Source organism: Nocardia sp. JW2 (assembly GCF_051843015.1).
In the GTDB taxonomy this organism is placed as follows: Bacteria; Actinomycetota; Actinomycetes; order Mycobacteriales; family Mycobacteriaceae; genus Nocardia; species Nocardia coubleae.
Genome location: NZ_JBPXLK010000017.1, coordinates 1 through 14,018 on the forward strand (window position 1 = coordinate 1; position 14,018 = coordinate 14,018).

General features: G+C 68.3%; 14 protein-coding genes. 12 read left to right on the forward strand and 2 right to left on the reverse strand.

The features are described 5' to 3' along the window. Positions 1-171: 171 nt before the first annotated feature. From ACSVDM_RS21665 to trmD, 6 genes are all read left to right on the forward strand, one after another. A complete protein-coding gene (locus ACSVDM_RS21665) occupies positions 172-1,266 on the forward strand; it encodes a metal-dependent hydrolase family protein (RefSeq protein WP_439267352.1) in 1,095 nt (364 codons plus the stop codon). 147 nt (positions 1,267-1,413) lie between these two features. Then, complete coding sequence (locus ACSVDM_RS21670) at positions 1,414-1,998, forward strand: Uma2 family endonuclease (RefSeq protein WP_439267354.1); 585 nt, start codon at positions 1,414-1,416, stop codon at positions 1,996-1,998. 198 nt (positions 1,999-2,196) lie between these two features. Next, positions 2,197-2,637 carry a 30S ribosomal protein S16 gene (gene rpsP / locus ACSVDM_RS21675; RefSeq protein WP_067496202.1) on the forward strand — a complete coding sequence of 147 codons (441 nt, stop codon included), beginning with the start codon at positions 2,197-2,199 and terminating at the stop codon, positions 2,635-2,637. Next, positions 2,637-2,879 (forward strand): RNA-binding protein, encoded by a 243-nt coding sequence (locus ACSVDM_RS21680; protein WP_056811833.1) that lies wholly within the window; start codon positions 2,637-2,639, stop codon positions 2,877-2,879. Before rpsP ends, ACSVDM_RS21680 begins: the two co-directional genes overlap by 1 nt. Further along, positions 2,880-3,404 (forward strand): ribosome maturation factor RimM, encoded by a 525-nt coding sequence (gene rimM, locus ACSVDM_RS21685; RefSeq protein WP_067496205.1) that lies wholly within the window; start codon positions 2,880-2,882, stop codon positions 3,402-3,404. 3 nt (positions 3,405-3,407) lie between these two features. After that, positions 3,408-4,088 carry a tRNA (guanosine(37)-N1)-methyltransferase TrmD gene (gene trmD, locus ACSVDM_RS21690; protein ID WP_439267357.1) on the forward strand — a complete coding sequence of 227 codons (681 nt, stop codon included), beginning with the start codon at positions 3,408-3,410 and terminating at the stop codon, positions 4,086-4,088. On the opposite strand, the gene ACSVDM_RS21695 is transcribed toward trmD, so the two are convergent. Both ACSVDM_RS21695 and ACSVDM_RS21700 read right to left on the reverse strand, forming a co-directional pair. Continuing rightward, the gene (locus tag ACSVDM_RS21695; protein WP_067496209.1) at positions 4,085-4,453 is read right to left on the reverse strand and encodes a VOC family protein; all 369 of its coding nucleotides are present in this window, start codon (positions 4,451-4,453) and stop codon (positions 4,085-4,087) included. The genes trmD and ACSVDM_RS21695 overlap by 4 nt on opposite strands. Positions 4,454-4,588: 135 nt before the next feature. Next, positions 4,589-5,428 carry a helix-turn-helix transcriptional regulator gene (locus ACSVDM_RS21700; RefSeq protein ID WP_067496211.1) on the reverse strand — a complete coding sequence of 280 codons (840 nt, stop codon included), beginning with the start codon at positions 5,426-5,428 and terminating at the stop codon, positions 4,589-4,591. A gap of 84 nt (positions 5,429-5,512) precedes the next feature. Between ACSVDM_RS21700 and ACSVDM_RS21705 the strand changes: the two genes are divergently transcribed. From ACSVDM_RS21705 to rplS, 6 genes are all read left to right on the forward strand, one after another. Continuing rightward, positions 5,513-7,225, forward strand: coding sequence for an AMP-binding protein (locus tag ACSVDM_RS21705; protein ID WP_439267359.1), 1,713 nt, complete (start codon positions 5,513-5,515; stop codon positions 7,223-7,225). Next, positions 7,225-8,838, forward strand: coding sequence for an AMP-binding protein (locus ACSVDM_RS21710; RefSeq protein WP_439267361.1), 1,614 nt, complete (start codon positions 7,225-7,227; stop codon positions 8,836-8,838). Before ACSVDM_RS21705 ends, ACSVDM_RS21710 begins: the two co-directional genes overlap by 1 nt. A gap of 99 nt (positions 8,839-8,937) precedes the next feature. Then, on the forward strand, positions 8,938-10,074 hold the full coding sequence (locus ACSVDM_RS21715) for an alpha/beta hydrolase family protein (protein WP_439267362.1): 1,137 nt from the start codon (positions 8,938-8,940) through the stop codon (positions 10,072-10,074). A 47-nt stretch (positions 10,075-10,121) separates the two neighbouring features. Next, entirely contained in the window at positions 10,122-12,524 is a 2,403-nt protein-coding gene (locus ACSVDM_RS21720) for a Tex family protein (RefSeq protein WP_439267364.1), read from the forward strand. Positions 12,525-12,545: 21 nt separating this feature from the next. Beyond that, the gene (locus ACSVDM_RS21725; protein ID WP_439267366.1) at positions 12,546-13,436 is read left to right on the forward strand and encodes a hypothetical protein; all 891 of its coding nucleotides are present in this window, start codon (positions 12,546-12,548) and stop codon (positions 13,434-13,436) included. A gap of 160 nt (positions 13,437-13,596) precedes the next feature. Then, complete coding sequence (gene rplS, locus ACSVDM_RS21730) at positions 13,597-13,938, forward strand: 50S ribosomal protein L19 (protein WP_019048201.1); 342 nt, start codon at positions 13,597-13,599, stop codon at positions 13,936-13,938. The last annotated feature ends 80 nt before the right edge of the window (positions 13,939-14,018 follow it).

Genomic DNA, 14,018 nt, shown 5'->3' on the forward strand with positions numbered 1-14,018 from the left:
CCGGGCCGCTACGCCGCTTCGCGGCGGACCCTCCTCGAGGTCGGGTCGTGCGGGGCTGGGAATGCTGTCATGGCGGATCTAGGTGGTGCCGGGTGGCTGGGAATATGGCTTGGGGGGTCGGGGTGGGGTGTTGGCGGTAGGTTGGGGGCAGGCTGACGTCTGGAGGTTGGTGTGCATCTGCGTGGTGTGGTTCTTCCCGGTGATCAGGAGCTCGACCTCTGGGTGGTCGACGGTGCGGTGACGTTCGAGCCGGTGGCGGGGGCCGAAACCCTCTGTCGCACAGGGTGGATCGTGCCGGGTCTGGTAGACGCTCACTGTCACGTCGGTATTCGGTACGGCGGCGGTGACGAGACGCGCGAGGGTGCGATCGAGCAGGCCGAGACGGAGCGCGACGCGGGCGCCCTGCTGCTGCGTGACGCCGGTTCACCGATCGACACCCGGTTCATCGACGAGCACGCCGAACTGCCGCGCATCATCCGCGCGGGGCGCCACATCGCGCGGCCGAAGCGTTACATCCGTGAACTCGGCATCGAACTCGACGACGAACGCGACCTGCCCGAGATCGTCGCCGAACAGGCGCGCTTCGGCGACGGGTGGGTCAAGATCGTCGGCGACTGGATCGACCGGTCGGTGGGGGACCTGCGTCCGCTGTGGAGCGACGACATCCTGAAACAGGCGATCGACGCCGCGCACGCCAACGGCGCCCGCGTCACCGCCCACGTGTTCGGCGAGGACGCCCTGCCCGGCCTCATCAACGCCGGCATCGACTGCCTCGAGCACGGCACCGGCCTCACCGACGACACCATCGAACTGATGCTCGCCAACGGCACCGCGCTGGTCCCCACCCTCATCAATATCGACACCTTCCCGGGCATCGCGGACTCGGCGACCAAATTCCCCGTCTACGCCGCCCACATGCGCGACCTGCACCGCCGCGTCCGCGACACCGTCGGCAAGGCCCACGAGGCGGGCGTCCCGATCTACGCGGGCACCGACGCGGGCGGCTCCATCCGCCACGGCCGCATCGCCGACGAGATCGCCGCCCTGTCCGGCGCGGGCCTGTCCCCCCACGACGCCCTCGGCGCCGCCTCCTGGAACGCCCGCACCTGGCTCGGCCGCGAATCCATCACCGAAGGCGCCCCCGCCGACTTCGTCGTCTACGCCGACGACCCCCGCACCACCCTCGCCGCCCTCACCGACCCCCTCTGGGTCGTCCTCCGCGGCATGGTCGTCAAAACCCCCAACCCGGTCACCGGCCACCGCTGATCGCAACGTGAGGTTCCGGGTTGCGTAACGCGCTGGTCGGCCCGCGTAATCGCTACACTTGACAGTGCCCCGTCGCAGGTGCCGATGCCGTGGGGAACGTGTCGGAGTTCGAGTGGCCATCAGTGGTGCACAGGGAGGTCGGACGAAATGACCATGAGCGCCGAGGTTTCGATGATCCACCCGTTGGGCCCGACAACAGTGGAAGACTGGCTTGCCGAACAGCAGCCGGTGGATGGATCGCGACTCGAACTCATCTGGGGGTACCTGCACATGACGCCGCCGCCGGGTGGTTCGCATCAATATGCGTCGTTCGAGCTGGCCGTGATGTTGCGGGATGCGCTGCGAGTAGCCGAACGGTCCGACCTCCACGTTCTGCCCGCCGTGGGCGTGCGCATCAGCACGCCGCTGCGGACCGCCGTCATCCCCGACATTTCCGTTATCGCGGGGGAGATCGGTCACGTCAGCTTCGCGGCCGAGGATGTGCTCCTCGCGGTCGAGGTCTGGTCGCCCGGCAATACGCGTGAGGAACGAGACACGAAGATCGCGTCCTACGCGGCGGCGAGGATCCCGAATCTGTGGATTGTCGAGCTGCCGATCGGAAAGCCGCCTCGATTCTGGGGCTACAGCCTTGGTGAGGCCGGATATCGTCAGGAAGTCTTCGCTGACGGCGGCGAAACGGTGAAGGCGCCTGCACCGGTACCGGTCCTCGTCGATACCTCACAGTTGCGCTGAGGTCGACCTAGTCGAGCCGATTTCGGCTGCGCTCGGCCCGTCTGGCACAATGGACCACCGTCCTCCCTGGACAGTGTCAGCCCGTCTCCGGTTACGTACCGCGCGGCGGTCACGCACTTCATGCGCGAAACCGGACCCGCAGACCATGTGGGTCGCCGAATCGCGTGGTGACCAAACTACTGAAAGAGGCAGATCAGCATGGCTGTTCGCATCAAGCTCACCCGTCTGGGCAAGATCCGCAACCCGCAGTACCGCGTCGTCGTCGCCGACGCCCGCACCCGTCGTGACGGCCGGGCCATCGAGTCGGTCGGCAAGTACCACCCGAAGGAAGAGCCCTCGCTGATCGAGATCGATTCCGAGCGCGTGCAGTACTGGCTGTCCGTCGGCGCGCAGCCGACCGAGTCCGTGCAGCGTCTGCTGGAGATCACCGGCGACTGGCAGAAGTTCAAGGGCCTGCCGGGCACCGAGGGCACCCTCAAGGTGAAGGCGGCCAAGCCGTCCAAGCTCGACCTGTTCAACGCCGCGCTGGCCGCCGCCGACAACGAGCCCGTCGCCGAGGCCGTCACCCCGAAGAAGAAGGCCGCCAAGAAGGACGAGGCTGCCGCCGAGGAGACCCCGGCCACCGAGGCTGCCGAGTAATGACTGCCGTTGTTGCCGACGCCGTCGAACATCTGGTTCGTGGCATCGTCGCCAACCCGGACGACGTCCGCGTCGAGCTGCTCACCGGCCGTCGTGGACGCACCGTCGAGGTGCATGTCCATCCTGAAGACCTGGGCAAGGTGATCGGTCGCGGTGGTCGTACCGCGACCGCGCTGCGCACCCTGGTCGCCGGTATCGGTGGCCGGGGCATCCGGGTCGACGTGGTCGACACCGACGCCTAGATGGAACTCGTCGTAGGTCGGGTCGCCAAGTCGCACGGAGTGCGTGGTGAGCTCGTCGTAGAGGTGCGCACCGATGAGCCGGATGTCCGGTTCGCCCCCGGTGCCACCCTGCACGGCCGCATGCCGAAGTCCTCGGCGACCCGTGAGTTCACCGTGAAGTCGGCCCGAGAGCACTCGGGCCGGCTTCTGGTCTTCGTCGACGACGTCGACGACCGCACCGCCGCCGACGCACTGCGCGGCATGCTGTTCGTCGTCGACAGCGAGACCCTGCCGCCGTCCGACGACGAAGACGCCTTCTACGACCACGAGCTCGAAGGTCTGCGCGTCGAACTCGAAGACGGCACCGTCGTCGGCAAGGTCACCGAGGTATTGCATTCCGCCGCAGGCGAATTGCTGTCGGTGCGCGCCGCGGACGACGGCCGCGAAATTCTGATTCCCTTTGTCACCGCCATCGTGCCGACCGTGTCGGTCGCCGACGGTCTGGTGGTCATCACCCCGCCCGAGGGCCTGCTCGATCCGGAGTAATTCGTGCAACTCGATGTCGTCACGATCTTCCCGGAATATCTCGAGCCGTTGCGCACAGCGCTGCTCGGCAAGGCCGTCGACAAGGGCCTGATCTCGATCGGTGTGCACGACCTGCGCCGTTGGACCCACGACGTGCACAAGTCCGTCGACGATTCGCCCTACGGCGGCGGCCCCGGCATGGTCATGAAGCCCACCGTCTGGGGCGACGCGCTCGACGAGGTGTGCCCCGACGACGCGCTGCTCGTCGTCCCCACCCCGGCCGGGGTGCCCTTCACCCAGGCCACCGCCCAACGCTGGTCCACCGAGAAACACCTGGTGTTCGCCTGCGGCCGCTACGAGGGCATCGACCAGCGCGTCTTCGACGACGCCGCCCGCCGCGTGCGCGTCGAAGAGGTGAGCATCGGTGACTACGTGCTCATCGGCGGCGAGGCCGCGGTACTGGTGATGACCGAGGCCGTGGTCCGGCTGATCCCCGGTGTACTCGGCAATCAGCAGTCACACCAAGAGGATTCGTTCTCCGACGGCCTCCTCGAGGGCCCCAGCTACACCCGCCCGGTGTCCTGGCGCGGTCTCGAGGTGCCGCCGATCCTGCTGTCGGGCGATCACGCGAAGATCGCCGCCTGGCGTCGCGAGCAGTCGCTGCGGCGGACCCGCGAGCGCAGGCCCGATCTGCTGCCCGACTAGTTCGCCATCACCCGCGTGGTGATGCAGAACGGATGCCCGGCCGGGTCCAGCAGTACCCGCCAGCGCGGATCCTGTTGTACCGGTGCGGGCGTGGCACCCACCGCCAGCGCGTGCTGTTCACACAGATCCAGGTCGGCGTCGGCCGCGAGGTCCAGGTACACCGCAGGCGTGCCAGGCCATTGCGGCGGGTAGTAGCCCTCCACGTACTGTGCCGCGATCGTCAGACCCGACGGTATGCGGATACCGACGCTGTGCTCGTCGTTCCACAGGACGCGGCCGCCGAGCAGCCCCAGGTAGAAACGGGCGAGAGACTCGGGGTCGGCGCAGTCGAGGGAGAGGCCGGCCAGCTGAAAAGGCTCCGTCATCGGATCGACGGTACCGGTCGGAATCCGCGCCGAGATTGTTTTGCGCTAAAGACATTTGGGTATCACTTGGGGTTGTTCGTTGTGTGATCGTCCAGAACGAGGATTGCTGGTTCCGTCCGGAAACAGGTGCGTGACTCAGGGCAGCAGCCCGTACCGCCGCGCCGTCACCACAGCTTCCTGACGGGTGCCTGCGTCGAGCTTGCTCATCGCGTGCCGCAGATAGCTCTTCACCGTCTCCGCCCCGAGTGAGAGCCGAAGCGCCACTTCCTGATTCGTGCAGCCGAGGGCCACCTGGGCGAGTACGTCGATCTCGCGCCGCGACAGCCGAGGGGCTTCGTCGACGGGTGCCCCGGTCATCACGGCGGCCAGTCGTGCCGACACACCCGCCAGCCGATCGCGGAGCGCGGCATCGTCGACGGCGGCCGACATGGCACGCAGTTCGGCGTGGATCTCGCGCAGTTCCTCGGTCGCCGGTGTCGCGGCGACCGGTTCCGCGAGCTCGAGCAACCGCACCCGCCGATCCACCTCGTCGCGCACGGCGATCTCGTTCGCCAGCCGCCTGCCCGCCGCCATGATCACGTCGGCGGTGCGGTCACCGAGGGGGCTCGCGCCGCGGGTGGCCGCGTACAGCACCGCGCGCGGCCGGTCCCCGACCACCACCGGCACGGCGATCACCGAGCGGAGCCCCTCGCCCGAGACGGCCGCGTCGTAGTCGTGAGTGATGGTGGGCGCGCGGCGGTAGTCGGCCACGGCCGCCGGTCTGCGGTATTCCATCGCCTGGCCGCCGAGGCCGGAGGTGCGCAGCACCGACAGCCCGCGCAAACCGGTGGTGACGGTGCCGACGAACTCCGTGAGCAACAAGGTGTCCTCGTCGACGGGGCCGCCGAACACCACCGGCACGTTCGCCCGGCGCGACACCCAGCGGATCTCGGCGCGCAGGGCGTCGCCGTCGCGGGGACGCAACAGGGAGCTCATGGATCACCCCTTTTCGGGGGTAGTGGCGAACGTGAGGTGTGCCACATTCTATGCGAGACCGGCACGGTGTTGAGGAGAACTGCGATGAGTACCGACCTGGACGCGCGGGTACGCGACCTGCTCGACCGCTACGACGGCCCCGACGCGTGCGCGGCCGAACTGCTCTGTGACGGGCATCCGGCCGACGCGATCGCGTTCACGATCGTCGAGCCAGACCTGAGCGTCCGTGACCTGACCTACGGTGAGCTGCGGGAGCGTTCGTCGCGGTTCGCGGCCGCACTGGCCGGGCTCGGCGTCGGCCCGGGCGACCGGGTGGCCACGCTGATGGCCAAGTCCGCCGATCTGGTGGTGGCGCTGCTGGGAATCTGGCGTCGTGGCGCGGTGCATGTGCCGCTGTTCACCGCCTTCGCGCCGCCCGCGATCGAGTTCCGGCTAGCGGCGAGCAACACCAAGGTTGTCGTCGCCGATGCCGACCAGGCACCGAAACTACTTGCCTGCGAGGGATTCCCGTCCGGCGACCCGGCCACACCGAGTGAGCGGACCGGTCCGGATGCCGAGCCGCTGCTCGCCCCACGCGACTCGTCGGGATCGGCTGATGGACCGACGAGCCCGCCCATCACGATCGTCGCCGGCGACGCCCTGCCCGGCACAGTGTCATTCCATGACCTGCTCGATACGCACCGGGCCGACGACCCGCGGGCGGTTCCGGTCACGGTCGGCGGTGACGGCCTGTTGGTCCAGCTGTTCACCAGCGGCACCACCGGCACCCCCAAGGGTGTACCGATTCCGGTGCGCGCGCTGGCCTCCTTCCACGCCTACCAGGAATTCGCCCTGGACGTCCGTGGCGACGACGTCTACTGGAACGCGGCCGACCCGGGTTGGGCCTACGGGCTGTACTACGCGATCCTGGCACCGCTGGCCACCGGCGTGCGCAGCCTGCTGCTGCATGCCGGCTTCTCCGCGCCCCTGACCTGGGAGGTGTTGCACCGCTTCGGTGTCACCAATTTCGCCGCCGCGCCGACCGTGTACCGGGCGTTGCGCGCCGACGGGCAGGTGCCGGACGGGGTGGCGTTGCGCCGGGCATCATCGGCGGGGGAGCCGCTCACGCCCGAGGTCATCGCCTGGTCCCGTGACGCGCTCGGTGTCGCGGTGCGCGACCACTACGGCCAGACCGAGCACGGCATGGTCATCTGCCACGCCTGGCACCCCGACCTCGACGTCGACGCCCCCGCCGGTTCGATGGGCAGGCAGTTGCCGGGCTGGGCGTGCGCGGTGCTCGCCGAGGACAGCGACACCGAGGCCGCGCCCGGCGAGGTGGGCCGGGTCGCCATCGACACCGACCACAGTCCGCTGCTGTGGTTCCTCGGCTACCTCGACGATCCCGAACGCACCTCGGCACGGTTCACCGCCGACGGCCGCTGGTACCTCACCGGCGACGTCGGTGCCCGCGACGCCGACGGATTCTTCCGATTCAGCGCCCGCGACGACGATGTGATCATCATGGCCGGGTATCGGATCGGCCCGTTCGAGGTGGAAAGCGTGCTGGTGATGCACCCACGGGTCGCCGAGGCCGCCGTCGTCGGCATGCCCGACGACCTGCGCGGCGAGGTGCTCGAGGCGTTCGTGGTGTCCGCCGATGGCGGCGACGACGAGCTGGTTGCCGAGCTGCAACAGCTGGTGAAGGACGAATTCGCGGCTCACGCCTATCCGCGACGGGTACATTTCGTCGCGAGTCTGCCCAAAACGCCCAGCGGGAAAGTGCAGCGGTTCCTGCTGCGCGGCAAGGAGACCCGGTGATGTCCGAACTCAGTTACGCCTGCGGCCCCGCGAGCACTCCGCTGCTCGGCGACACCATCGGCGCGAATCTCGCCCGGACCATCGCGGCCTATCCCGATCAGGAAGCCCTCGTCGACCGGGCGACCGGCCGGCGCTGGACCTATCGCGAAGTGGGGGCGGCCGTCGACGCCGTCGCGACCGGACTCGCGGCCCGCGGCATCGGGCGCGGTGACCGGGTGGGCATCTGGGCACCGAACTGCGCCGAGTGGTATCTCGTGCAGTACGCGACGGCCGAGCTCGGCGCGATCCTGGTGAACATCAACCCCGCCTACCGCAGCAGCGAACTCGAGTACGTCCTCGGGCAGGCCGGGGTGCGGGCACTGATCGCGGCCGCGGAGTTCAAGTCTTCGGACTACGTGGCGATGATCGAGCAGGCACGTCCGAATTGCCCTGCGCTGGAGCAGGTCCTGATCCTCGGCACACCCCAGTGGCAGGAAGTGGCCGAGACGGCACCGGACCCGCAACGCTTGGCCGCCATCGCGGCGACCCTGTCGGCCGACGACCCGATCAACATCCAATACACCTCGGGCACAACCGGTTTCCCCAAGGGTGCGACGCTGAGCCACCACAACATCCTCAACAACGGCTACTTCGTCGGCGAGCTGTGCGGTTACACCAGCGCCGACCGGGTCTGTGTGCCGGTTCCCTACTATCACTGCTTCGGCATGGTCATGGGCAACCTCGCGGCCACCTCACACGGTGCGGCGGTGGTGATCCCGGCGCCGTCGTTCGATCCGGCCGCCACACTGGCCGCTGTCGACGCCGAACGATGCACCTCGCTCTACGGTGTGCCGACCATGTTCATCGCCATGCTCGCCGAGCTCGACAACGGTGCGTCCCACGAGCTTTCGAGCCTGCGCACCGGCATCATGGCCGGTTCACCGTGTCCGGTGGAAGTGATGAAGCGGGTGATCGACCGGATGGGGATGGCCGAGGTATCGATCTGTTACGGCATGACCGAGACCAGCCCCGTATCCACCCAGACCCGCCGCGACGACAGCATCGAACGCCGCACCGCCACCGTCGGCCGCGTCGGACCGCACCTCGAGGTGAAGGTGGTCGACCCCGACACCGGCCGCACGGTGCCGCGCGGCGAACCCGGCGAGCTGTGCACCCGCGGCTACTCGGTGATGCTGGGCTACTGGGACCAGCCGGACAAGACCGCCGAGGCGATCGACGCCGCCCGCTGGATGCACACCGGCGACATCGGCGTGATGGACGACGACGGCTACCTCTCGGTCACCGGCCGCATCAAGGACATGGTGATCCGCGGCGGGGAGAACATCTACCCCCGCGAGATCGAGGAATTCCTCTACACCCACCCCGACATCGTCGACGCCCAGGTGATCGGCGTCCCCGACGAGAAATACGGCGAAGAACTGATGGTCTGGGTACGCCTGCGCGAGGGCGCCGACAATCTCGACGCCGACACCCTGCGCGACTTCTGCACCGGCCGCCTCGCCCACTACAAGATTCCCCGCTACGTCCATGTGGTGGAGGAGTTCCCGATGACCGTCACCGGCAAGGTCCGCAAGGCCGAAATGCGCGAACTGTCCAAGGATCTCCTCGGCTGATGCGTCCTTTGCTAGCCTGACGCGACGGATGGGTGCTCCTTCCCTCCGCGTAAGACACTGGGGGACAAGGTGATCCGTCGCCTTTCGATGGTTATGGCGATGCTGTGCGCGCTGGTCGCGTCCAACGGTGCGACCAGCGCCGCCGCGCCCGGCGTGAGCATGCTGCCCGCTCCCGGTGGTGCGCTGCCGGTCGGCACCACCACCCTGCACCTGGTCGATGCGACCAGACCCGACCCGTTCGTACCCGACCGGAACAGGGAACTGATGGTGTCGGTGTTCTACCCGGCCACCGCCACCGAGGCGCACCCACCGGCGCACTACCTGTCGACCGAGCTGATCGTGGACCTCGAGCAGCGACTCGGCGTCGAGCTACCCGGCATCCTCACCCATTCCCGGCGCGACGCTCCCGCTCGTGTGGGCAGCCGGTATCCGGTGGTGCTGTACTCACCGGGCGCCGGCGTGTCCCGGATCCTCGGAACCGGGCTGGCCGAGGACCTGGCGTCGCGGGGGTATGTGGTTGTCACCGTGGATCACACCTATGAAAGCGGTCCGGCCGTCGAGTTCCCCGGGGGCCGACTCGTCCGTCCCGCCGAGGCGCCCAACGGGTTCGACACCACCATCCGCGAAAAGTACATCGCCGCACGGTTGCTCGACTTCCGCTTCGTTCTCGACACGCTCACCCGGCTCGCGGCGGGGGAGAACCCGGACGCTGAACAGGACCCGCTGCCCGGTGATCTCGGCCCGATTCTCGACTTGGACCGGGTGGGTGCCGTCGGCCATTCCTCCGGCGGCTACACCGCCGTGGAGGCCATGCACACCGATCGGCGCATCGATGCTGCCGTCGACCTGGACGGACAGATCGGCGTCGACGCGGCGTTCGGCCGCGCGGCCACCGAGGGCACGGACCGGCCGACGCTGGTGCTCACCAGCAGCCAGATCGAGGAGGTCGGCGACGCGAATCCGTCGTTGGATGCGTTCTGGCGCACCGGCACCGGCTGGAAACGTCATCTGTCCGTAGCGAATTCGGCGCACTACGACTTCACCGACATGCCCGCCCTCGTTCCCGCCGCGGCGAAACCAGCCGCCGCCCGCTACATCGGCGCGATCGACTCCGGTCGGATGGCCACCCTCGTGCACGGCTGTGTGGCGGCCATGTTCGACAAGTTCCTGCTCGACCGGCCCGACACGCTCCTTGATCGGCCGATCACCGATCCCGAGCTCACGACGGTGCGCTGACCTGGGATCGAGCCGGGTGTCGGCGGGGCGCTGTAGTCTCTGCGGCTGTGACGACAGCGCCCGAGATCGCCCGTTCGACGTCGAACGGCACTCCGACCGACAGCACGACCATCCTGGCCAGCGTGGGCAGGCGGATCGCCGACGAATTGGGGGTGCGTGAGACGCAGGTCCGCGCCGCCGTCGAACTGCTCGACGGTGGTTCGACGGTCCCGTTCATCGCGCGCTACCGCAAGGAGGTCACCGGCGGCCTCGACGATGCCCAGTTGCGTCAGCTCGAAGAACGGCTCGGCTACCTGCGCGAGCTCGACGAGCGACGCGGCGCCATCATCGAATCCATCCGCGGCCAGGGCAAACTCGATCCGGCCCTACACGAGCAGATCATGCTCGCCGAGACCAAGGCCCGCCTCGAAGACATCTACCTGCCCTACAAGCCCAAGCGCCGCACCAAGGCCCAGATCGCGCGCGAGGCCGGGCACGAACCCGTGGCCGACGCGCTCATCACCGACCCGAACACCGACCCCGCGAACTACACCGCCGAGCAGCTCGACGGCGCTCGCGCGATCCTGGTCGAACGCTTCGCCGAAGACGCCGACCTGGTCGGTGAGCTGCGCGAAATGATGTGGAACCGGGGCCAGGTCACCTCGACGGTTCGTGCGGGCAAGGAAGAGGCGGGCGCCAAGTTCGCCGACTATTTCGAGTTCAGCGAACCGTTCCACAAGCTGCCCTCGCACCGGATCCTCGCGCTGCTGCGCGGGGAGAAGGAAGAGGTGCTCACCCTGCATCTGGAACCCGACACCGAGGAACCCGAACCCGGTGAACGCACCATCTACGAGGGCCGCATCGCCAAGGCCTTCGGCATCGCCGACCAGGGCCGCCCCGCCGACACCTGGCTGCTCGACACCGTGCGCTGGGCCTGGCGAACCAAACTGCAGGTGAGCCTCGGTATCGATACCAGGATGCGGTTGCGTCAGGCCGCCGAGAAAGACGCGGTCGATGTCTTCGCCGCCAACCTGCGCGACCTGCTGCTCGCCGCGCCCGCGGGTACCCGCACCACGATGGGCCTGGACCCCGGCTACCGCACCGGCGTGAAGGTCGCCGTCGTCGATGCCACCGGTAAGGCCGTCGCGACCGAGGTCATCTACCCGCACAAGCCGCAGGGTCAGACCGAGAAGTCCCTTGCCGTGCTCGCCGCGCTGGTCGCCCGGTTCGACGTCGAGCTCATCGCCATCGGTAACGGCACCGCCTCCCGCGAAACCGATGCCCTTGCCACCGAACTGATCTCGCGCATCCCCGAGAACAAGCCGACCAAGATCGTGGTCTCGGAAGCGGGCGCGTCGGTGTACTCCGCCTCGGCCTACGCCTCCGCGGAACTGCCCGACATGGACGTGTCGCTGCGCGGTGCGGTGTCGATCGCGCGCCGCCTGCAGGACCCGCTGGCCGAGCTGGTGAAGATCGATCCCAAGTCGATCGGTGTCGGCCAGTACCAGCACGATGTGTCCGAGACATTGCTGGCGCGCTCGCTGGGCGCCGTCGTCGAAGACGCGGTGAACGCGGTCGGTGTCGACGTGAACACCGCCTCGGTGCCGCTGCTGGCCCGCGTCTCCGGTGTGTCCTCTTCGGTCGCGGAAAGCATTGTGGCCCACCGTGACCAGAACGGCCCGTTCCGCAGCCGCACCGCGCTGCTCGAGGTGCCGCGGCTGGGGCCCAAGGCTTTCGAGCAGTGCGCTGGCTTCTTGCGGATCCGCGGGGGTGAGGACCCGCTCGACACCTCCGCGGTGCACCCCGAGGCCTACCCGGTGGTCCGCCGGATTCTCGAGCGAACCGGTAAGCCGATCGCCGAGGTCATCGGCAACACTTCGGTGCTGCGCTCGCTGAAGCCGGTCGAGTTCACCGACGAGAAGTTCGGTGTGCCCACTGTCAGCGACATCATCGCCGAGCTCGAGAAGCCCGGCCGCGACCCGCGTCCGGAGTTCAAGACCGCCGAATTCGCCGCCGGGATCGAGAAAGTCGCCGATCTGAAGCCGGGCATGGTGCTCGAGGGTGTGGTCACCAACGTGGCCGCGTTCGGTGCGTTCGTCGATGTCGGTGTGCACCAGGACGGCCTCGTGCACGTCTCGGCGCTGTCGCACACCTTCGTCAAGGATCCACGCGAAGTGGTCAAGTCCGGTGACGTGGTGAAGGTGAAGGTCCTCGAGGTCGACGTCGCCCGTCAGCGGATCGGTCTCACTCTTCGGCTCGATGACGAACCGGGCAAGCCCGCCACGGGGGACAATCGTGGAGGCGGTGCGCCGCGTGGCCAAGGTCGTCCCCAGGGTGGTCGTGGCCAGGGCGGCGCCCGCGCGCAGGGCCGGGGTCAGGCGCAACCGCGCGGCGGCAATCAGCGCAAGCCGGCTGCCGAACCGACCGGTTCGATGGCCGAGGCGCTGCGCCGGGCCGGTTTCGGCAAGTAGGTCGACGACAGGGCGGGCGGCATGCGACGGTGGCTCGAAGACGATGTGATCGCGCACGGCCGCCTGCCCCTGCTCTGTTTCCTGCTGGGGTTCATCCTCGGTTTCGTGGTGATCCGGGTCAGCGTGCGCTTGATCCGCGCGCAGGTGAAATGGTGGCCGGGCAACCTCAAGGCCGGTGACACCCACATCCACCACATGGTGTTCGGCGTCATCACGGTGCTGCTGTCGGGCATCGGCCTGATCGCCACCGCCGAGGACTCCACCCAGGTCACCTCGAGCGTGCTCGCCGCCTTCTTCGGCGTCGGCGCGGCGCTGGTGCTCGACGAGTTCGCGCTGATCTTCTACCTGCGCGATGTGTACTGGGAGGAGCAGGGCCGCACCTCGGTGGACGCGGTGTTCGTCGCGCTGGCCGTGACGGGGCTGCTGCTGCTCGGGGTGCAGCCGGCGACCTTTCTCGACTACGACGATTTCCGGGAGTCGGCCGGTGTGGGGGTGCGCGTCGGCATCGTCGTCACCGTGGCGATCAATCTCGTCCTGGCTGCCGTGGTGATCGCCAAGGGCAAGATCTGGACCGGGTTGTTCGGCATGTTCTTCACCCCGCTGCTGCTGGTGGGCGCGATCCGGCTGAGCCGCCCGGGAGCGCCGTGGGCGCGGTGGCGCTACGGGCACCGACCCAAGACGATGTCGCGCGCGATCGCCCGGGAGCGGCGCTATCGTCGTCCGGTGATCCGGGCCAAGATCTTCATCCAGGATCTGATCGCCGGTAAGCCCGACGTCGAACACGCACGCACCGCCGCCGAGGTCGAGTTGCGGCGCAAGGTCGTCGCGGCCCCGCCCGCGCCGCCACCGCACCCGCACCTGCTGCCGCGTCGACGGGCCGAAGCCGGTTCCGGCAAGCCCGCCGAGGAGTGACCGGCGCCGCCCGATTTCAGTCGTGACCACCCCGTCTGGCACAATGAACCGGTTGCCTTGGGCGAGTCATGTCCGGGAGCACCCCTGTACTGAGCACGAACCGGTCGAGCGCGAGCCGCCAGGTTCCTCTGTTCGCGCGAAGAATCCGAAAAGGTGGAAAATGAACACCCTTGATTTCGTCGACGAGAAGTCGCTGCGTAGCGATGTCCCCGACTTCCGTCCCGGTGACACCCTGAACGTGCACGTGAAGGTCATCGAAGGCTCGAAGGAGCGCATCCAGGTCTTCAAGGGCGTCGTGATCCGGCGTCAGGGCGGCGGCATCGGCGAGACCTTCACGGTCCGCAAGGTGTCCTTCGGTGTGGGTGTCGAGCGCACCTTCCCCGTGCACAGCCCCAACATCGACCACATCGATGTCGTGACCCGTGGTGACGTGCGTCGCGCCAAGCTGTACTACCTGCGCGACCTGCGCGGCAAGGCCGCCAAGATCAAGGAAAAGCGCTGATCTTCCGGTAGCTCTTTCCGGCACAGAATCTTTGACAGTAGCCCGGCGCCCCGACTCACGTCGGGGCGCCGGGCTACTCT

Coding starts and splice junctions, on each gene's coding strand:
- ACSVDM_RS21670 (WP_439267354.1), top strand. CDS start 1,414: ATGACCATGAGCGCCGAGGTTTCGATGATCCACCCGTTGGGCCCGACA.
- rpsP (WP_067496202.1), top strand. CDS start 2,197: ATGGCTGTTCGCATCAAGCTCACCCGTCTGGGCAAGATCCGCAACCCG.
- ACSVDM_RS21680 (WP_056811833.1), top strand. CDS start 2,637: ATGACTGCCGTTGTTGCCGACGCCGTCGAACATCTGGTTCGTGGCATC.
- rimM (WP_067496205.1), top strand. CDS start 2,880: ATGGAACTCGTCGTAGGTCGGGTCGCCAAGTCGCACGGAGTGCGTGGT.
- ACSVDM_RS21695 (WP_067496209.1), bottom strand. CDS start 4,453: ATGACGGAGCCTTTTCAGCTGGCCGGCCTCTCCCTCGACTGCGCCGAC.
- ACSVDM_RS21700 (WP_067496211.1), bottom strand. CDS start 5,428: ATGAGCTCCCTGTTGCGTCCCCGCGACGGCGACGCCCTGCGCGCCGAG.
- ACSVDM_RS21705 (WP_439267359.1), top strand. CDS start 5,513: ATGAGTACCGACCTGGACGCGCGGGTACGCGACCTGCTCGACCGCTAC.
- ACSVDM_RS21710 (WP_439267361.1), top strand. CDS start 7,225: ATGTCCGAACTCAGTTACGCCTGCGGCCCCGCGAGCACTCCGCTGCTC.
- ACSVDM_RS21715 (WP_439267362.1), top strand. CDS start 8,938: ATGCTGTGCGCGCTGGTCGCGTCCAACGGTGCGACCAGCGCCGCCGCG.
- ACSVDM_RS21725 (WP_439267366.1), top strand. CDS start 12,546: ATGCGACGGTGGCTCGAAGACGATGTGATCGCGCACGGCCGCCTGCCC.
- rplS (WP_019048201.1), top strand. CDS start 13,597: ATGAACACCCTTGATTTCGTCGACGAGAAGTCGCTGCGTAGCGATGTC.